Genomic DNA, 18,446 nt, shown 5'->3' on the forward strand with positions numbered 1-18,446 from the left:
TCAACTCGGGCGGGGGACATCAGCGGCCCTCCGCGGGGGCCTCGAGGCGGGCAAGCACCTTGGCGGTCAGCGCCTTCACCGCGGCGTCGGCGGCGACGCGGCGGTCGAGCCGGGCGAGCCAGTCGGCGGTGGCGGCCTTCGCCCAGTCGGGCAGGCCGTCGGCGGCGGCACGCGCTGCCGCGGCGTCGCCCGAGGCGAGGCCGGCGCGGATGCCCTCGAGGGCGCGCGAGGCCGGATCGGCGGCGTCCGCGCCGGTCTCGCGGTAGTTGACGAGGCTCTTGGCGCCGGCGAGCAGGCGGTCGACCGCGCCGGCACCGTCGGTCACCGGGCGGGCCGCCGCGACGGCGCCGTAGGGCAGGCCGGCGGCGAGGGCGTCGATGGTGTCGACGCCGTGCTCGGCGAGCGGCTGCAGCGCGGCGAGTTCCGGGAGGTCGGGCGCGACGGCCGCGACGACGCCGAGGTCGGCGGCGAAGGGCGCGCCCTCGGCGATCCGGCTCGACAGCGTGGTGACCGCGAGCGACAGCGCCGCGATCTCGCCGCCCTTCGGGCCGGCGTCGAGGCGCTTCTCGACGTCGTCGAGCCGGCCGGTCGCGGCCGTCAGCGCCGCGGCGCCGTCGTCGACACGGGCGGTCAGCGCGGCCATGTCGGAGCCGACCGACTGCTTCACGCCGGCGAGGCCGTCGGCGAGGGTGCGGTCGAGGCCGCCGATGCGGTCGTCGAGCGAGCGGCGGATGTCGGCGAGCGCGGCGTCGACGGCGTCGAGGCGGGCGCCGAGGTCGCTCGCGCCCTTCTCGAGCGCGTCGATCCGGGCGGGATCGACGGGGGCGGGTGCGGCGGCGAGCTTTTCCAGCGCGGCGCGGTCGGCCGCGCCGGCCTCGCGGAGCGCCGCGACGTCGGCGGCGAGCGTGTCGAGCCGCGGCGCGACGTCCTCGAGGCGCTTGCCGAGGTCGTCGACGCGGGGCGCGAGGGCGGGATCGGCGGTGCCCGTGCCGCCGCCGGACGGCAGCGTCTTCACGGTGGCCTCGACGTCGGCGAGGCGCTGGGCGAGCGCGGGGTCGGCCGGCTGCACCGCGGCGACGGACCGTTCCAGCGCGTCGACCCGGCCGGCGAGCGCGGTGTCGGGGGCGGCGGTCGCAGGCGGCGCCTGCTCGATCCGGCCGAGCCGGTCGCCGACCTCGGCGAGGCGGCGGTCGATGTCCGCGACCACCGTGGTGGTGGCGACGCCCTCGGGCAGCGGCGGGCGGAAGACGCCGCCGGCGATCAGCGCGGCGCCGCCGCCGAGGGCGACGAGGCCGCCGATCAGCGCGGCCGCGATCAGGCCGGCGGTGCCGGTGCGCGCCGTCGGCTCGGCCGCGGGCGGGGTCGGGACGGCCGTGGCCGCTGCGGGGGACGGTTCGGATTCGGCGGATGCGGCGCCGGCGGCTTCGCTCGGTTCCGCGGTGTCGGGGCCGTTCGACCCGACGTCCGCTGCGATCGGTTCGGCGGGAGCAGCCTCGGCGGCCGTCGGCTCGGCGGCGGCGGTTTCCGTGACGACAGGTTCGGTGGCGGCAGTCTCGACGGCCGGCGACTCGGTCGCCGAGGCCTCGCCGGCGGACGCGGCCGCTTCGCCGTCCACCGGCGCCCCCTCGACGGCGGCGGGCGCCGCGGCTTCGGTCGCGGCCTCGGCGGCGGGCGCCGGGGGATCGGCGACGAAGATGTCCTCGCCCACGGGCGCCGCGGTCTCGGCGGTCGCGAGCGGCTGGTCGGGGGGCACCGACGGCGCCGGATCGGGAGCGGGCTCGGACGACGGCTCGACGGCCGGCGGCACCCGCACCGGGGTGGCGGTCAGGTCGATCGTGGTCGGGCGGCCCTTGCGCCGGCGATGGTCGGGACCGCGCCCCGTGGGATCGCTGTCGGACGTCATGGCTTCGTTCCCATCCTCCCTCGCCGCGGGCCGCCGGTCCTCGGTCCGGATGCCCGCCGTGCCGGTCGCGACCGGTCTCCGGCCGCGATCATTCGCGTTCCGGGGCCCGAAGCGCAACCACCGCTTTGGTCAGGCTCTCGCCGGAAGGTTCCCGGGCGATGACCAGACGTGCGAAAAACGGCCGAAGCGGGGCCGCGGCCTTGGCCGAGATCGCCGCGAGCGCCGTCGTCGCGGGAACCGCGATCCCCGCCCGTTCCAGCCAACGCCCGAACGCCTCGGCGGTTCGCGCCGAGGCGACGACGACCGCGGCGAATTCGCCCGCCGCGACATCGGCGGCGACCGCCGGATCGACCGCGGCGACCGTCTCGGTGCGGTAGGCGACCACGGTACGGGCGGAAAAGCCCGCCTCTGCGAGCCGGTCGGCGACGTCGACCGCGCGCTCGCGCGCCCCGACGTGGACCACCGGCCCCGACGCGGGATCGAAGGCCGCGACCACCGCGCGGACCACGGCCTCGCCGTCGCCGGCGGCGTCGATCACGGTCGCGAACCCGGCCGCGCGGGCGGTGGCCGCGGTGGCGGGGCCGACGGCGACCGCGGCAATGGCCGCGAGTTCGCCGCGGCGCGGATCGGCGGCGAACGCCTCGACGCCGGCGACCGAGGTGAACACCAGCGCCTGCGGCGATACCTGCCCGTCGACCACGGATCCGACCACGTCCGGTTCCGGCACCACCGCCAGCATCGGGGCGATCGTCGCCGGGACGCCGACGGCGGCGAGGGCGTCCGCCATGGCGCGGGCCTGGGCTTCCGGTCGCAGGATCAGGACCCGCATCGCCGCCTCAGAGCCCGGCGAAGAAGTCCGGTCCGCCGAGCGCCTTCAGCCGTTCGCCGACATGGCGGCCGAGGTCGGCGGCGTTGGCGCGCGCCGCGGTGCCGGAGGCGACGTGCTCGACCGCGCCGTCCGGCGTCAGGATCAGGCCGGAGAGGTGCACGGTGGCGGCCGACACCTTGGCGTGGCCGGCGATCGGGGTGCGGCAGGAGCCGTCGAGCGCGGCGAGCAGCGCGCGCTCGGCGGCGAGCGCCACCGCGGTGTCGGCGTCGTGGATCGGGGCGAGCAGGCCGGCGACGCGGGCGTCGCCGGCGCGGGTCTCGATGCCGATGGCGCCCTGGCCGACGGCGGGCGGGAAGTCGGACAGCGGCAGCACGTCGGTGGCGACGTCGACCATGCCGAGCCGCTTCAGGCCGGCAAGGGCGAGCAGGGTGGCGTCGGCCTCGCCCTCGTCGAGCTTGCGCAGACGGGTCTGGACGTTGCCGCGGTAGGTGACGACCTCGAGATCCGGCCGCAGGCGCTTGACCAGCGCCTGCCGGCGCAGCGAGGCGGTGCCGACCACGGCGCCCGCGGGCATCTCGGCCAGCGAGGCGTAGCGGCGCGAGACGAAGACGTCGCGGACGTCCTCGCGCGGCAGGAAGTGATCGAGCACCAGGCCGTCGGGCAGCACCGTCGGCATGTCCTTGGAGGAGTGCACGGCGAGGTCGATGTCGCCGGCGAGGAGGGCGTCCTCGATCTCCTTGGTGAACAGGCCCTTGCCGCCGACCTCGGAGAGCGGACGGTCGAGGATGCGGTCGCCGCTGGTGCGGATCACCACGATCTCGATCGCGGGGGCGTCGGCGCCCCAGGCGGCGGCGAGCCGGTCGCGCACCTCGTGGGCCTGCGCGAGGGCGAGCGGGCTGCCGCGGGTGCCGAGGCGGACGGGATTCGTTTGCAAGGGCCGGGTCCCGGTGCTAGGGGGCGGATCGTCGCCGCCGGGTATACGACGCCCCGGCGGGCGTTGGAACCCTCGCTCGACCAGGGATCGGACCGGCGGCACCATGACGGACACCCTCGTCCTCGGCATCGAGACCAGCTGCGACGAGACCGCCGCGGCGGTGGTGGCGCGCGGGTCCGACGGCGCCGGCCGCATCCTCTCCAACGTGGTGCTGTCCCAGGTCGCCGAGCACGCGGCCTTCGGCGGCGTCGTGCCCGAGATCGCCGCCCGCGCCCATGTCGAGGCGCTCGACGGCGTGATCCGGGCCGCCCTCGCCGACGCCGGCGTCGGCCTGTCCGACCTCGACGCCGTCGCCGCCACCGCCGGGCCGGGGCTGATCGGCGGCGTCCTCGTCGGCCTCACCACCGCCAAGGCGATCGCCTATGCGGCGGGCAAGCCGCTGGTGGCGGTCAACCACCTCGAGGGTCACGCGCTGACGGCGCGGCTCACCGACGGCATCGCCTTTCCCTACCTGCTGCTGCTGGTGTCCGGCGGCCACACCCAGATCGTCCGGGTCGACGGCGTCGGCGCCTACGTCCGGCTCGGCACCACCATCGACGACGCCCTCGGCGAGGCCTTCGACAAGACCGCCAAGCTGCTCGGCCTCGGCTATCCCGGTGGGCCGAAGGTCGAGGCCGCCGCCGCGTCGGGCGATCCGACCCGCTTCGCGCTGCCGCGGCCGATGCTCGGCCGGCCCGATCCGGACTTCTCCTTCTCCGGCCTCAAGACCGCCGTGCGCAACGAGGCCGCCGCCGCGGCCCCGCTCGACGCGCGTGCCGTCGCCGACCTCTGTGCCGCCTTCCAGGCCGCCGCCGCCGACGTGGTGGCGGACCGGGTCGCCGTGGCGCTCGGCCGCTTCCGCGCCGACGCGCCCGGCGTCGTCCCGACGCTCGTCGTCGCCGGCGGCGTCGCCGCCAACGCGGCGATCCGGGCGCGGCTCGCCGGTCTCGCCGCGGCCGAGGGTGTGCGCCTCGTGGTTCCCCCGGGGGTGCTCTGCACCGACAACGGCGCGATGATCGCCTGGGCCGGCGCCGAGCGGTTGGCGCTCGGGATCGCCGATCCGCTCGACGTGCCGGCGCGGGCGCGCTGGCCGCTCGATTCCCGCTCGGCGCCGATGGTCGGCCGCGGCCGGCTCGGCGCCAAGGTTTGAGACCGCGCCCGTCCGCTCTCCGAGCGGCGCCGGTGGAGGATCCCGCGATGACCGACCGTCCCGACCTCGCCTCGATCGCCGTCTACGGCGCCGGCGCCTGGGGCTCGGCTCTGGCGCTGGTGGCCGCGCGCGCCGGCCATCCGGTGGTGCTGGCCGGCCGCGATCCGGCCGTCTTCGCCGCGATCCGCGACGAGCGGCGCACGCCGCGCCTGCCCGGGATCGACCTGCCGGTGAACCTCTCCGCCGCGCTCGGACCCGAGGCCGTGGCGGGCGCCGATGTCCTCCTGCTCGCCACGCCGGCACAGGTGACCCGTCCCGTCGTCCGCGAGTTGGCGCCGGTGCTCGGCGCGGATGCGGTGGTGGTGTCCTGCGCCAAGGGCATCGAGCAGGCGACCGGACGGCTGATCTCCGAAGTGATCGCGGAGGCCTGGGCCGGTCCGGTCGGGGTGCTGTCGGGGCCGGGCTTCTCCGACGACGTCGCCCGTGGCCTGCCGACGGCCGTCACCGTCGCCGCCGCCGATCTCGATCTCGCCGAGCGGCTCGCCCGCATCCTGGCCGGCCCCGGCTTCCGGCCCTACGCCGCCGGCGACGTCGTCGGCGTCCAGCTCGGCGGCGCGCTGAAGAACGTGCTGGCGATCGCCGCCGGCGTGGTCGCCGGGCGCCGGCTCGGGGCGAGCGCCGAGGCGGCGGTGATCACCCGCGGTTTCGTCGAGATGCGCCGGCTCGCCGCCGCCTGGGGCGCGCAGGCCGACACGCTGATGGGCCTCTCGGGCCTCGGCGACCTCGTTCTGACCTGCCGGTCGACCCAGTCGCGCAACTTCGCGCTCGGCGTCGCGCTCGGCGAGGGCGGCGATCCCCGCGGCTTCGGCCGGCTCGCCGAGGGGGCGGCGACCGCGGCGATCGCGGTGGCCCGGGCCGAGGCCTTCGGCGTCGACGTGCCGATCATGGCGGCCGTCGCCGCCGTCCTTTCCGGCGGCCTCGCCGTCGACGCCGCCGTCGACCGCCTGCTCGCCCGCCCGCTGAAGCGCGAGGACGTGCTGTGACATCTGTCTCGTAAAGTCCCGACTCGTCGGGACTTTACGAGGTTTCGGCCTTTCAGCCGGCGCCCGGTCGGGCGCTTCTGGCGCGCACGAACTCCGACCGGATGTCGGACTGTTCGAGCTCGGCCTCACGCCGGCGGGACGTCCTCGCGCGCCCCGTCGGCCTCCACGTCGGCCTCCGCATCCGGCTCTTCAGGCACCGCGGCGGCGGCCTCCGCGGGCGGCGCCGGCGGTGCCGCCGCGGCGGGCCGGCGCTCGCGCGTCGGGGCGACGGGCACGACGTCGACCTTGACCTCCAGGGTGTGCGCGGCCGAGGCGACGATGACGCCGTCGAGCGGCGAGACGTCGGCGTAGTCGCGGCCGAGCGCCAGCACCAGGTGGTCCTCGCCGGCCGGAATGCCGTTGGTGGGGTCGAGGCCGATCCAGCCGGTCTCGGGGCCGCACCAGAGTTCGACCCAGGCGTGGGTGGCGTCGGCGCCCTCGAGCCGCGGCCGGCCGGGCGGCGGCTCGGTGCGCAGGTAGCCCGAGACGTAGCGCGCCGGCAGGCCGAGCCCGCGCAGGCCCGCGATCATCACCTGGGCGAAGTCCTGGCAGACGCCGCGGCGGGCCATGAAGGCCTCGATCGGCGGCGTCGCCGCGTCGGTGGTGCCGGGGCGGTAGCGGAAGTCGGCCTTGATGCGGCGGGTGAGGTCGAGCCCGGCCTCGAGCACCGGGCGCTCCGCGGTGAAGGACAGCGCGGCATAGGCCGTCATGCGCTCGTCGACGACGATGGCGCGCGAAGGGAACAGCGCGTGGGCGGGGGAATCCGGGCCGGGATCGCCGGAGCCGGCGGCGCGCTCGCGCACGCTCTCCCAGGCCGGGGTCAGGCCGGCGAGCAGCGGTTCGGGCGGCGCCACCACCACCCGCGCCACCAGTTCGACCACCAGCGTGCGGTGCGGCACGTCGAGCGCGAAGGCGGTGACGCGGTTGCCGAAGAAGTCGTCGGTCTCGCTGCGCTCGGCGGGCTCGGGCTCGATCGAGAGGTCGGCGGCGAGCACGCGCTGGCCGGCCCGGTCCACCGGCGTCAGACGCGCGAGGTGGCGCGAGAACGGGATCGTGCTGCCGTAGGCGTAGGTGGTGAGCTGGCGGACGTCGTAGATCACGCGAAGTCCTCCGGCAGGTCAGCGTCCACCCCTTGCGTGAAGAAGCGCTGGCCGATCGCCTCGGACAGCGACAGCAGCTCGCCCGCGACCTCGTCGAGCCGCGACAGTGGCAGGTCCTCGACCGGCGTCGTCGCGAGCGAGCCGATCAGCCGGCGCGAGGCGCGCAGCAGCGGGCCGGGCCGGCCGTCGACGACCACGGCGGGCAGCGTCTCGAGGTGGTCGGCGATCCGCGCGACCTGGAAGGCGACCGAGCGTGGGTTGCCCTCGTCGAGGGCGAGCAGATCGACCACCGGCAGGCGCGCCGCGGTCATGACGTAGCGGCTGCGGTAGGTGATCTGGCTGTCGCCGAGCTCGAGCAGCAGGTCGAGCGCGCCCGGCGGGGCGTGCTCGTCGGCGAGGCGGCGGACCAGCCGCGCCATGGCGACGCCGCGCTCGATGCGGCGGCCGAGCTCGAGGAAGCGCCAGCCCATCGCCCGGTTCATGTTCTCCGAGGCGAGGCCGGCGAAGGCGGCGAGGTGGCGCAGCGCCGCGTTGGCGGCGTCGAGCGCGGCGGTGGGGGCGAGGCGGCGGCCGGACAACGCCTCGAAGTCGCGGGCGATCTGGCCGACGGTCTGGAAGGCGTCGGGGGCCATGCGGTCGCGGATCACGGCGGCGGCGTTGCGCGCCATCGCGGTCAGCGTCGGCAGGGCGCCGATCGCGCGCGGATCGGTCAGGACCTGGACGGCGAGCTGGGCCGGGGCCGGGCGCGCACCCTTGGCCGGCGGCAGCGCGCCGGCGACGACCAGCTTGTCGACCAGGATGCCGACGATGGGCTCGGCGCCGGCGCTCTGGTCGATGGCGCGGCCGAGCAGGGCGCGGACGAGGCGCAGCGTGCCCTCGCTGCGCTCGAGGTAGCGGGCGAGCCAGAACAGGTTGTCGGCGGCCCGGCTCGGCAACGTGCCGGTGGTGCGGCGCAGACGCACCTTGTCGGGCCGGGGCAAGAGCGAGGTCTCGGGCACCGGCGCATCGGAGAGCACCCAGACGTCGGAGACGCTGGCGCCCTCCTGCAGCGACACGAAGCGCGGATCGGACGAGCCGGAGATGCGGCAGAAGCCGCCGGGCATCACCACCCAGTCGTCCTCGCCGACGGCGGCGAGGAAGAGGCGCAGCACGAAGGGGCGCGGCTCCAGCCGGCCGTCCGACCACACCGGCGTCGTCGAGAGCTTGACCAGCTCCTGGCCGACGAGGTCCATGCCGCGGCGGGCGAGCACGGCGGCGAGGCGGGCGCGCTCGGCCGCGGCGAGCTCGGCGCCGACCACGGTGCGGGCGCCGCCGAGGGCCGCGAGCTTGGGCTCGAAGGCCGGGGCGAGGGCGAGGCGCTCGAGATTCTCGGCGACGAAGGCGCGCTCGCGCGGCTGGCCGCACCACCACGTCGCCATGTTCGGCAGTTCGAGGTCCTCGCCGAGGACGCGGCGGGCGAGGGCGGGCATGAAGCCCATCAGCGCCCGCGCCTCCATCATGCCGGAGCCGAGCGCGTTGGCGGCGACGACGCCGCCCTCGCGGATCGCCTGGACGAGGCCGGGCACGCCGAGCCGGGACGACGTGCGCAGCTCGAGCGGGTCGGCGAAGTCGCCGTCGAGGCGGCGCCAGATCACGTCGACCCGCTTCAGGCCGGAGACCGTGCGCACGTAGGTGGCCCCGTCGCGGACGGTCAGGTCGGCGCCCTCGGTGAGCAGGAAGCCGAGGTAGCGGGCGAGATAGGCGTGCTCGAAATAGGTCTCGTTGAGCGGGCCGGGCGTCAGGAGCGCCACCCGGGCCTCGGCGCGGACGTTGAGCTGGGCGAGCTCGTCCCGGAAGGCCTGGAAGAAGGAGGCGAGCCGTTCGACGTTGAGGGCGCGCGCCACCTCCGGCAGCGCCCGCGACAGCGCGAGGCGGTTCTCGAGCGCGTAGCCGGCGCCGGAGGGGGCCTGGGTGCGGTCGGACAGCACCCACCACGTGCCGTCGGGGCCGCGGCCGATGTCGACGGCGTAGATCCGGAGGTGGCGGCCGCCGACCGGGGCGACGCCGACCAGCGGACGCAGGAAGTCCGGGCTGCCGGCGACCACGGCGGCGGGCAGCACGCCCTCGCGCACCAGCCGGCCGGCGCCGTAGACGTCGCGCAGCACCGCCTCGGCGAGGCGGGCGCGCTGGACGACACCGCGCGACAGCCGCGCCCATTCGCCGGCGTCGACGATCAGCGGCATCGGCGCCAGCGGCCAGGGGCGTTCGGAGCCGGTGGGGTCGTCGTAGACGCGGTAGAACACCCCGCTCTCGCGCAGGTGCCGGTCGGCCGCCGTCAGGCTCTCGGCGAACTGCGCCGGCTCGAGCCGCGACAATTCGCCGAGGAAGCGCTGCCACGCCGGCCGGATCGAACCGTCCGGCCGCATCATCTCGTCGTGGACGCCGGCGAGCGGCCGGTAGCCCTGGAGCAGCGCCCCCGTCCAGCCGGGCGCTGCTCCAGGACTGCCGGCGCCCGCGCCGGGGCGCGGGGGCGACGGGGTCTGGCTCTGGGTCTGGACCATGGCGGCGGACCGGTGCTTCCTTCCGTGAGGCTCTATCGTAGCGCGCTCGCGAAGCCCCGGCACGTCGGGACTTCGCGCTGTTTCGGCCGTTCGGCCGGCGCCCGGGTCGGGCGCCGCCGCCGGGCGAGACTCCGGCCGAGCGGCGGAGCCTCGCGGGGGATCGTCAGATCCAGGCGGGGCGGCGCAGGTCGAGGGTGGCGGGGAATTCGCCCGGCCGCTCTTCCGGCGGCGGATAGGCCGGGCCGACGGTGTGGCCGTGGTCCTGGAAGCGCGCCAGCCGGCGCGCCTCGGCCTCGTAGGCGTTGACCGGGTAGGTGTCGTAGTTGCGCCCGCCCGGATGGGCGACGTGGTAGACGCAGCCGCCGAGCGCGCGCTTCGACCAGCCGTCGACGAGATCGAAGGTCAGCGGCGCGTGCGTCGGCAGCACCGGGTGGATGCCGCTCGCCGGGTGCCAAGCCTTGAAGCGGACGCCGCCGACGAAGCGGCCGCGCACGCCGGTGGAGAGCATCGGCACGCGCCGGCCGTTGCAGGCGACCACGTGGCGGGCGGGGTCGAAGCCCTCGACCTTGACCTGCAGGCGCTCGACCGAGCTGTCGACGTAGCGCACCGTGCCGCCGACGGAGCCCTCCTCGCCGGTGACGTGCCAGGGTTCCAGCGCCTGCCGCAGCTCGAGGCGCACCCCGGCGTGCTCGACGGTGCCGTAGTAGGGGAAGCGGAATTCGCGCTGGGCCTCGAACCAGATCGGGTCGACGTCGAAGCCGGCGCGGCGGAGGTCGGCGAGCACGTCGAGGAAGTCGGCCCAGACGAAATGCTCCAGCATGAAGCGGTCGTGGAGGTCGGTGCCCCAGCGGGTGAAGCCGCCGGACTGCGGCTCCTTCCAGAACCACGCGATCAGCGCGCGCAGGAGCAGCTGCTGGGCGAGCGACATCCGCGCGTCCGGCGGCATCTCGAAGGAGCGGAACTCGACGAGGCCGAGCCGGCCGGTCGGTCCGTCCGGCGAGAACAGCTTGTCGATGCAGATCTCGGAGCGGTGGGTGTTGCCGGAGACGTCGACCAGCAGGTTGCGGAACAGGCGGTCGGTCAGCCAGGGCAGCGGCGGCAGGCCCTCGCCCGGCGCGGGCACCTGGGCGAGCGCGATCTCGAGCTCGTAGAGCCCGTCGTGGCGGGCCTCGTCGACGCGCGGGGCCTGCGAGGTCGGGCCGATGAAGAGGCCGGAGAACAGGTAGGACAGCGACGGGTGGCGCTGCCAGTAGAGCACGAGGCTCTTCAGGAGGTCGGGCCGGCGCAGGAACGGGCTGTCCGACGGGGTCATGCCGCCCATGACGACGTGGTTGCCGCCGCCCGTGCCGGTGTGGCGGCCGTCGATCATGAACTTGTCGGTGCCGAGCCGCGACAGCCGGGCCTCGTGGTAGACGGCGGTGGTGATCTCCACCGCCTCGCGCCAGTTCGCGGCGGGATGGACGTTGACCTCGATCACGCCCGGGTCCGGGGCGACGCGGATCACGCCGATGCGCGGGTCGAACGGCGGCGCGTAACCCTCGATGTGGACGGGCAGCGACAGCTCCTCGGCGGTGTTCTCGACCGCGGCGAGCAGCTCGAGATAGTCCTCGATCGCCTCGACCGGCGGCATGAACACGCAGAGCCGGCCGTCGCGCGGCTCGACCGACAGCGCCGTGCGGACCGCGCCGCCGCCGGTGACCCACTGCTGCACGCGGGGATCGTCCGGCGTCACCTCGACCGAGCGAGCGTGGACGGTGTGGAACTCGTCCGGGTCCGGCAGCGGGGCGTGCTGCAGGAAGGTGTCGCGCTCCATCACGAAGGGATAGGCGGACGGCGCGATCCAGGGCAGGGCCGCGAGCGGCAGGCGGTATCCGACCGGCGAATCGCCGGGGATCAGGTAGAGCCGACCGCGGCGGAAGCTCCACTTCTCCGAGACCCAGCCGGTGCCGGCGCGGCTGTTCCAGCGCTGCACCGGCAGCACCCAGCCGGTCGGCGCGCCGAGGCCGCGGTCGAACACCCGGGCGATACGGCTGCGCTCCTCGGCGCTCTCGAGCTTGCTGTCGTCGGTGGTGACGTTCTCCGGCAGCCCCTGCTCCTTGAGGATCCAGTGGCCGGGATCCTCGTAGGCGGGGACGGCGAACTCGGCCGGGATGGTCAGCCGGCGGGCGACGCCGGCGACGAGGGCGCCGGCGGTGACGTGGTCGGCGGGGGTCCTGACGCCCTCGCGAGCGACGGAGTCGAGGTTGCGCCAGATCGGCTTGCCGTCCTTGCGCCAGTAGAGCGAGAAGGTCCAGCGCGGCAGGCTCTCGCCGGGATACCACTTGCCCTGGCCGTAGTGCAGGAAGCCGCCGGGGGCGAAGCGGGCGGCGAGACGGCGGATCAGGTCGTCGGCGAGGCCGCGCTTGGTCGGGCCGACCGCGGCGGTGTTCCACTCGGCGGCCTGATAGTCGTCGATCGAGACGAAGGTCGGCTCGCCGCCCATGGTCAGGCGGACGTCGCCGGCGGCGAGCTCGGCGTCGACCTTGTCGCCGAGGGCGACGAGGCGGTCCCAGGCCTCGTCGGAGAAGGGCAGCGTGACGCGCGGGCGCTCGTCGATACGCTCGACGCGCATCTCGAACTCGAATTCGGTCTTCGTCTCGGGATGGCCGGCGAAGGAGCCGGTGATCGGCGCAGCCGAGCGGTAGTGCGGCGTCGCCGCCAGCGGCACGTGGCCCTCGCCGCAGAGCAGGCCCGAGGTCGGGTCGAGGCCGATCCAGCCGGCGCCCGGCAGGTAGACCTCGCACCAGGCGTGCAGGTCGGTGAAGTCGACGTCGGTGCCCGACGGGCCGTCGAGGCTCTTCACGTCGGGGCGGAGCTGGATCAGGTAGCCGGAGACGAAGCGGGCGGCGAGGCCGAGGTGGCGCAGCAGCTGGACCAGCAGCCAACCCGAATCGCGGCAGGAGCCCGCCCGGCGCGACAGCGTCTCGTCCGGCGTCTGCACGCCGGGCTCCATGCGGATCTCGTAGGCGATGTCCTGTTGGAGCTGGCGGTTGAGGCCGACGACGAAGTCGACCGTGCCGGTCAGCGCCCGGTCGATGCCCTTCAGGTAGGCCTCGAACAGCGCGCCCTCGTGCTCGCGCTGGAGATAGGGCTCGAGCTCGATGCCGAGTTCGGGCGTGTAGGCGAAAGGGAACTCGCGGGCGTAGTCCTCGACGAAAAAGTCGAACGGATTGTAGACCGCGTGCTCGGCGAGGAGGTCGACCGACACCGCGAATTCGGTGGTCGGCTCCGGGAAGACGTAGCGGGCGAGCCAGTTGCCGTGGGGGTCCTGCTGCCAGTTGACGAAGTGGTTCGCCGGCTCGACCTTCAGCGCGTAGGCCGGCACCTTGGTGCGGCTGTGCGGCGCGGGCCGGAGCCGGATCACCTGCGGCGACAGCTGCACCGGCCGGTCGTAGCGGTAGCGGGTGACGTGGACGAGCTTCGTCAGGATCGCCATCGGGACTCCGTGCGGCGGGCGGCAAATGACTGCCGCATTTAAGGGCAGATCGGCCCGCCGGCAAAGCCCGAGGAACGGGCATCCCTGGCGAAGGATTGGGCAGGCGGTGGCGGCGCCCATGCGAAGGGCGCCGCGGGGGTCAGGCGAGAGGGTCGATCACGATCTCGTAGAGGCGCTGCACCGACGGGCGGGCGAGTTCCTCGTAGAGCGCGGCCTCCTCTGGCAGGCCGGTGGCGGCGCTGTCGACCGGGCGCGGGATGATCCAGCGGATCCGGCTCCAGCCGCGGCTCTGGCCCTCGATGCGCAGCGTCTCGACGAAGCGCCGGCCGATGCCGCGGTTGCGGTGCGCCGGCAGGACGTAGATGTCCTCGAGCTGGCCGGCGCGGAAGCCGGTGATCGTCTCGGGCAGGTCGAAGAAGACCGCGAAGCCGACGAGCTCTTCCTCCTCGAACGCGCCGATCACCTCGGCGGTGCGGTCGGTGGTGAGGAGTTCGGCATAATATTCGTCGGGCCGCCGCGGCGCGCCGCGCCTCATCGCCTGGGCGTAGGCCGCGATCAGCGGCGCGAGCTTGTGGGCGTCCTTCTGGCCGAGCGCCTTGACGGTGACGGTCATCCTGGTGTGTTCCCCCGGGAAACGACGGTTCCGTTCGGGATATGCACCAGCCGGGAGCCGAGGACAAGCGTACGGAGGGAGGATACGCCGCCCCTCCGTAGCGCTCCCGACCCGGGGCGGGCCGACCCCGCAGGGCCGGCCCGCCCCGGGCGCGGGGTCACTTCCAGTCGCGGATGTCGACGAAGCGGCCGGCGATCGCGGCGGCGCCGGCCATGGCCGGCGAGACGAGGTGCGTGCGGCCCTTGAAGCCCTGGCGGCCTTCGAAGTTGCGGTTCGAGGTCGAGGCGCAGCGCTCGCCCGGCTTCAGCTTGTCGGCGTTCATGGCGAGGCACATGGAGCAGCCCGGCTCGCGCCACTCGAAGCCCGCCTCGAGGAAGACCTTGTCGAGGCCTTCGGCCTCGGCCTGCATCTTCACGAGGCCGGAGCCCGGCACCACCATCGCCGACACGGTCGGGGCGATCTTGCGGTCCTTCACCACGGCGGCGGCGGCGCGCAGGTCCTCGATGCGGCCGTTGGTGCAGGAGCCGATGAACACCTTGTCGAGGGCGATGTCGGTGATCTTCGTGCCCGGCACGAGGCCCATGTACTCGAGCGCGCGCCACTTGGAGGTGCGCTTGGTCTCGTCGGCGATGTCGTCGGGGTTCGGCACCACGCCGGTCACCGAGACGACGTCCTCGGGCGAGGAGCCCCAAGAGACGATCGGCGGCAGGTTGGCGGCGTCGAGACGGACCTCGCGGTCGAAATGGGCGCCCTCGTCGGAGAACAGCGTCTTCCAGTAGGCGAGCGCGGCCTCGAGGGCCTCGCCCTTCGGCGCGCGCGGGCGGCCCTGGACGTAGGCGAAGGTCTTCTCGTCCGGCGCGATCAGGCCGGCGCGGGCGCCGCCCTCGATCGACATGTTGCAGACCGTCATGCGGCCTTCCATCGACAGCGAGCGGATCGCCTCGCCGGCGTATTCCATGACGTAGCCGGTGCCGCCGGCGGTGCCGATCTCGCCGATGATGGCGAGGATGATGTCTTTGGCGGTCACGCCTTCGGGCAGCTGCCCGTCGACGGTGATCCGCATGTTCTTCGCCTTCTTCTGGATCAGCGTCTGGGTGGCGAGCACGTGCTCGACCTCCGAGGTGCCGATGCCGTGGGCGAGCGCGCCGAAGGCGCCGTGGGTCGAGGTGTGGCTGTCACCGCAGACGATGGTCATGCCGGGCAGGGTGAAGCCCTGCTCGGGGCCGACCACGTGGACGATGCCTTGGCGGCGGTCGAGCTCGTTGAAATACTCGACGCCGAACTCGGCGGCGTTGATCGCCAGCTGGGCGACCTGCTCGCGGCTCTCGGGATCCTCGATGCCGAGGCTGCGGTCGGTCGTCGGCACGTTGTGGTCGACCACGGCCAGCGTCTTCGCCGGCTGGTGCACCTTGCGACCGGTGGCGCGCAGGCCCTCGAAGGCCTGCGGGCTGGTCACCTCGTGCACGAGGTGGCGGTCGATGTAGAGCAGGGCGGTGCCGTCGGGCTGGATGTCGACGAGGTGGTCGTCCCAGATCTTGTCGTAGAGGGTGCGCGGCTTGGTGGTCATGGCGGGATGCCCCGGTGTCTGTGGCCGCCCCGTCGCGGGGGTGCGGGCCGGATGGTCCGTGTGGTCCTCGAGCGAAGGCCGGCCTGTCCGCCGGCGGAGACGTCAGCCGACGAGTCGGCCGTCGGCGGTCAGCCGCGCGAAGAAGCGCCAGGGCAGCCGCGCGTGGTCGCTCACGGGGGAGAACTCCTCCGTGGTCGGCGTGCGCGGGCCTCGTGAGCGGATCGTCATGGCGCTCCATATACGGAAAGCCGGGGTTTCAGGCAATCTCGGCGTCGTGGTAGCATCGGGCTCGCCGCCCAACGGGGTTCCGCCATGAGCGATACGGCGTTCCAGCGCATGACGGTCGAGGAATTCCTCCACTGGGAGGACCGTCAGGAGCCGAAATACGAGCTCGTCGACGGCCGCCCCGTCATGATGACCGGCGGCACGGCCGCCCACGGCGACCTGCGCTTCAACATCTGCGCCCACTTCAAGCAGGGCCTGCGCGGGCGGCCCTGCCGTGCGCATCTCGACCTCAAGGTCGTCTGCGGCAACGCCAACGTCCGCTATCCCGACGTCCAGATCGACTGCGGCCCGACCCTGCCCAGGGACGTCCGGGCATCACGCCCGACCGTGGTCGTCGAGGTGGTGTCGCCGTCCTCGCGCGCCACCGACTACATGGCCAAGGTGCGCGACTACGGCACGGTGCCCTCGATCACCACCTACCTGATCGTCTCGCAGGAGGACCGCCAGGTCACCGTGCTCCGACGCGTCGGCGATCTCCTCGAACTCGAGGCCGTCCTCGAGGGTGCGGAGGACGTGGTGGACCTGCCCGAGGTCGGCCTGACGCTGCCGCTCGCCGTCGTCTACGACGCGAACATTCCGGCTCCCGGCGCACCCTGACACAGCAGAACGTCACGCCCGAAAAAGAAGCGCCCCAGTCCCGGGGGAGACTGGGGCGCGGCGTCGGTCAGGACGCGTCGCTGGGAGGGATCGCCAGCGGGCGGGGCCGCCGTCGGCAAGACGGGGGGCACTACCGAAGAAGGGCGGCGCCGCCATGACCGAGAGATGGGAAGGCCGCGGCGGGCCGCAAGAACGCGGGCGTTGACGATCGCGTGAGCGGAAAGTGAGGGGAGAGGCAGTCGGGCTTCGGCAGTCGGCAGTCGGGGCGGTGGAAGTCGCTCGCCCGGCGCCTTGCCGGCCGGCCGTGGACGCGCGACCTTCCGACTGCCGACTGCCGACTGCCGACTGCCGACTGCCGACTGCCGACTGCCCACTGCCTACCCGATCACCCGAGCAGCGCCGCGAATTCCTCGCGGATCGCCGCGCCCATCTCCTTCGTGGAGACCAGCGTGTCGCCGTCCTTGCCGATGTCGCGGGTGCGCAGACCCTTGCCGAGCACCGCGGCGATGGCGGCGTCGAGCTTGTCGGAGAGGTCGATCAGGCCGAAGGAGTAGCGCAGCGCCATGGCGAAGGACGCGATCATGGCGATCGGGTTGGCGATGCCCTTGCCGGCGATGTCGGGGGCCGAGCCGTGCACCGGCTCGTAGAGCGCCTTGCGCTTGCCGGTGGCGGCGTCGGGGGCGCCGAGCGAGGCCGACGGCAGCATGCCGAGCGAGCCGGTCAGCATGGCCGCGACGTCGGAGAGGATGTCGCCGAACAGGTTGTCGCAGACGATGACGTCGTACTGCTTGGGCCAGCGGACGAGCTGCATGGCGCAGTTGTCGGCGAGCACGTGCTCGAGCGCGACGTCGGCGTATTCCTCCTTGCCGATCTTCGTCACGACCTGGTTCCAGAGCACGCCGGACTTCATGACGTTGCGCTTCTCGGCCGAGGCGACCTTGCGGCCGCGGGCCCGGGCGAGGTCGAAGGCGACGCGGGCGATCCGCTCGATCTCCGAGGTGGTGTAGAGCTGGGTGTCGACGGCGCGCTTCTGGCCGTTCTCCAGCGTCACGATCTCCTTCGGCTCGCCGAAGTAGACGCCGCCGGTGAGCTCGCGGACGATCAGGATGTCGAGACCCTCGACCACCTCGCGCTTGAGGCTGGAGGCGTCGGCGAGCGCCGGGTAGCAGATCGCCGGACGCAGATTGGCGAACAGGCCGAGGTCCTTGCGCAGGCGCAGCAGGCCCGCCTCGGGGCGGACGTCGTAGGGCACGCCGTCCCACTTCGGGCCGCCGACGGCGCCGAACAGCACCGCGTCGGCGGAAAGCGCCTTCGCCATGTCGGCTTCGGAGATCGCCGCGCCGTGGGCGTCGTAGGCCGAGCCGCCGACGAGGCCCTCGTCGGTGGCGAAGTCGGTCAGGCCGCGGCCGTTGAGGAGGGCGATGATCTCCTTCACTTCCGCCATGATCTCGGGACCGATGCCGTCGCCGGGCAGGAGGAGGAGCGTGTTCGTGGCCATGGGATCCTCGGGGCAGGTGGGGAGGCGGCCGCGCGGGACCGCCCGCGGCCTCCTCGAAGGGAGCGACACCGCAGTACAGACCGCAAGGCCGGCTTTCAAGCCGCGGATCGCCCGTTCCGCGCGCTCAGTCGCAGACGAAGGACCCGCCGTCGCGCACCACGCCGAAGCGGCGGGTGGTCGGATCGAGCATGTGGAGCTCGCCCTCGGAGACGTCGAACCAGGCGCCGTGCAGGCGCAGCGAGCCCTTGGCGACGCGCTGGGCGACGCAGGGGAAGGTCGTCAGGTTGTGGATCGACAGCCGGACGCCCTCGTGCTCGAGGGCGCGCTGCTTGTGCTCGTGCGGCACGGCGCCATCGCCGCGGACCTTGGCGGCGATCGGGTCGATCTGCGCCATCCAGCGGCCGATGAAGTCGCCGGGGGTCAGCGGCTCGCCCTCTTCGGCGAGGGCGGCCGCGATGCCGCCGCAGCGGCCGTGGCCCATCACCACGATGTGCTTGACCTTGAGGGCGACGACCGCGAATTCGAGCGCGGCCGAGGTGCCGTGCAGCTCGCCGTCGGGCGTGTAGGGCGGCACGAGGTTGGCGACGTTGCGGACGACGAAGATCTCGCCCGGGCCGGCGTCGAAGATCACCTCCGGCGCGACCCGGCTGTCGCAGCAGCCGATGATCATGATCTGCGGCTTCTGCCCGGCCTCGGCGAGGCGGCGGTAGCGCTCCTCCTCGGTCGGGTAGCGGCCGGAGCGGAAGGCGCGGTAGCCCTCGACGAGGCGCTCGGGAAAGGCGTCCGGCAGCGGCGGGCGCGGATCGGCGGAAACGGAGGCGTCGGTCATCGGCG

The 18,446-nt window shown here is 74.1% G+C and carries 14 protein-coding genes; 3 read left to right on the top strand and 11 right to left on the bottom strand.

Annotation, left to right across the window (positions count from 1 at the left end; genetic code table 11):
* Positions 1-19 precede the first annotated feature (19 nt).
* From EDD54_RS20345 to hemC, 3 genes are all read right to left on the bottom strand, one after another.
* A complete protein-coding gene (locus EDD54_RS20345) occupies positions 20-1,903 on the bottom strand; it encodes a COG4223 family protein (protein WP_126540425.1) in 1,884 nt (627 codons plus the stop codon).
* A gap of 88 nt (positions 1,904-1,991) precedes the next feature.
* Positions 1,992-2,732: a uroporphyrinogen-III synthase gene (locus EDD54_RS20350; protein ID WP_126540426.1), complete on the bottom strand. Its 741-nt coding sequence runs from the start codon at positions 2,730-2,732 to the stop codon at positions 1,992-1,994.
* 7 nt (positions 2,733-2,739) lie between these two features.
* Complete coding sequence (hemC, locus tag EDD54_RS20355; protein ID WP_126540427.1) at positions 2,740-3,666, bottom strand: hydroxymethylbilane synthase; 927 nt, start codon at positions 3,664-3,666, stop codon at positions 2,740-2,742.
* 103 nt (positions 3,667-3,769) lie between these two features.
* Here hemC and tsaD point away from each other — a divergent pair, with 103 nt between their 5' ends.
* On the top strand, positions 3,770-4,855 hold the full coding sequence (gene tsaD, locus EDD54_RS20360) for a tRNA (adenosine(37)-N6)-threonylcarbamoyltransferase complex transferase subunit TsaD (protein ID WP_126540428.1): 1,086 nt from the start codon (positions 3,770-3,772) through the stop codon (positions 4,853-4,855).
* Positions 4,856-4,902: 47 nt separating this feature from the next.
* A complete protein-coding gene (locus tag EDD54_RS20365) occupies positions 4,903-5,898 on the top strand; it encodes an NAD(P)H-dependent glycerol-3-phosphate dehydrogenase (RefSeq protein ID WP_126540429.1) in 996 nt (331 codons plus the stop codon).
* 125 nt (positions 5,899-6,023) lie between these two features.
* On the opposite strand, the gene EDD54_RS20370 is transcribed toward EDD54_RS20365, so the two are convergent.
* From EDD54_RS20370 to EDD54_RS23700, 6 genes are all read right to left on the bottom strand, one after another.
* Positions 6,024-7,037 (bottom strand): transglutaminase family protein, encoded by a 1,014-nt coding sequence (locus tag EDD54_RS20370; RefSeq protein ID WP_126540430.1) that lies wholly within the window; start codon positions 7,035-7,037, stop codon positions 6,024-6,026.
* Positions 7,034-9,577 carry a circularly permuted type 2 ATP-grasp protein gene (locus EDD54_RS20375; RefSeq protein WP_126540431.1) on the bottom strand — a complete coding sequence of 848 codons (2,544 nt, stop codon included), beginning with the start codon at positions 9,575-9,577 and terminating at the stop codon, positions 7,034-7,036. Before EDD54_RS20375 ends, EDD54_RS20370 begins: the two co-directional genes overlap by 4 nt.
* A gap of 163 nt (positions 9,578-9,740) precedes the next feature.
* The gene (locus tag EDD54_RS20380; RefSeq protein WP_126540432.1) at positions 9,741-13,052 is read right to left on the bottom strand and encodes a transglutaminase family protein; all 3,312 of its coding nucleotides are present in this window, start codon (positions 13,050-13,052) and stop codon (positions 9,741-9,743) included.
* 139 nt (positions 13,053-13,191) lie between these two features.
* A complete protein-coding gene (locus EDD54_RS20385) occupies positions 13,192-13,665 on the bottom strand; it encodes a GNAT family N-acetyltransferase (protein WP_126540433.1) in 474 nt (157 codons plus the stop codon).
* 157 nt (positions 13,666-13,822) lie between these two features.
* Positions 13,823-15,232: a 3-isopropylmalate dehydratase large subunit gene (leuC, locus tag EDD54_RS20390; RefSeq protein ID WP_126540434.1), complete on the bottom strand. Its 1,410-nt coding sequence runs from the start codon at positions 15,230-15,232 to the stop codon at positions 13,823-13,825.
* A gap of 102 nt (positions 15,233-15,334) precedes the next feature.
* Positions 15,335-15,460 (bottom strand): hypothetical protein, encoded by a 126-nt coding sequence (locus tag EDD54_RS23700; RefSeq protein WP_281010218.1) that lies wholly within the window; start codon positions 15,458-15,460, stop codon positions 15,335-15,337.
* Between the two features lie 84 nt (positions 15,461-15,544).
* Between EDD54_RS23700 and EDD54_RS20395 the strand changes: the two genes are divergently transcribed.
* On the top strand, positions 15,545-16,114 hold the full coding sequence (locus EDD54_RS20395) for a Uma2 family endonuclease (RefSeq protein ID WP_126540435.1): 570 nt from the start codon (positions 15,545-15,547) through the stop codon (positions 16,112-16,114).
* Positions 16,115-16,499: 385 nt separating this feature from the next.
* Here EDD54_RS20395 and leuB read toward each other — a convergent pair whose 3' ends face one another.
* Both leuB and EDD54_RS20410 read right to left on the bottom strand, forming a co-directional pair.
* Positions 16,500-17,612, bottom strand: coding sequence for a 3-isopropylmalate dehydrogenase (gene leuB, locus EDD54_RS20405; protein ID WP_126540436.1), 1,113 nt, complete (start codon positions 17,610-17,612; stop codon positions 16,500-16,502).
* 124 nt (positions 17,613-17,736) lie between these two features.
* Positions 17,737-18,441, bottom strand: coding sequence for a carbonic anhydrase (locus EDD54_RS20410; RefSeq protein WP_126540437.1), 705 nt, complete (start codon positions 18,439-18,441; stop codon positions 17,737-17,739).
* Positions 18,442-18,446 lie beyond the last annotated feature (5 nt).

Origin of the sequence: Oharaeibacter diazotrophicus (assembly GCF_004362745.1) — a bacterium.
GTDB lineage: Bacteria > Pseudomonadota > Alphaproteobacteria > Rhizobiales > Pleomorphomonadaceae > Oharaeibacter > Oharaeibacter diazotrophicus.

Bases quoted from the DNA above. Each gene is read 5' to 3' on its own strand.
- EDD54_RS20365 (WP_126540429.1), top strand. From the start codon at position 4,903: ATGACCGACCGTCCCGACCTCGCCTCGATCGCCGTCTACGGCGCCGGC.
- EDD54_RS20375 (WP_126540431.1), bottom strand. From the start codon at position 9,577: ATGGTCCAGACCCAGAGCCAGACCCCGTCGCCCCCGCGCCCCGGCGCG.
- EDD54_RS20380 (WP_126540432.1), bottom strand. From the start codon at position 13,052: ATGGCGATCCTGACGAAGCTCGTCCACGTCACCCGCTACCGCTACGAC.
- tsaD (WP_126540428.1), top strand. From the start codon at position 3,770: ATGACGGACACCCTCGTCCTCGGCATCGAGACCAGCTGCGACGAGACC.
- EDD54_RS20395 (WP_126540435.1), top strand. From the start codon at position 15,545: ATGAGCGATACGGCGTTCCAGCGCATGACGGTCGAGGAATTCCTCCAC.
- leuB (WP_126540436.1), bottom strand. From the start codon at position 17,612: ATGGCCACGAACACGCTCCTCCTCCTGCCCGGCGACGGCATCGGTCCC.
- EDD54_RS23700 (WP_281010218.1), bottom strand. From the start codon at position 15,460: ATGACGATCCGCTCACGAGGCCCGCGCACGCCGACCACGGAGGAGTTC.
- EDD54_RS20410 (WP_126540437.1), bottom strand. From the start codon at position 18,441: ATGACCGACGCCTCCGTTTCCGCCGATCCGCGCCCGCCGCTGCCGGAC.
- EDD54_RS20385 (WP_126540433.1), bottom strand. From the start codon at position 13,665: ATGACCGTCACCGTCAAGGCGCTCGGCCAGAAGGACGCCCACAAGCTC.
- EDD54_RS20350 (WP_126540426.1), bottom strand. From the start codon at position 2,732: ATGCGGGTCCTGATCCTGCGACCGGAAGCCCAGGCCCGCGCCATGGCG.
- EDD54_RS20345 (WP_126540425.1), bottom strand. From the start codon at position 1,903: ATGACGTCCGACAGCGATCCCACGGGGCGCGGTCCCGACCATCGCCGG.
- leuC (WP_126540434.1), bottom strand. From the start codon at position 15,232: ATGACCACCAAGCCGCGCACCCTCTACGACAAGATCTGGGACGACCAC.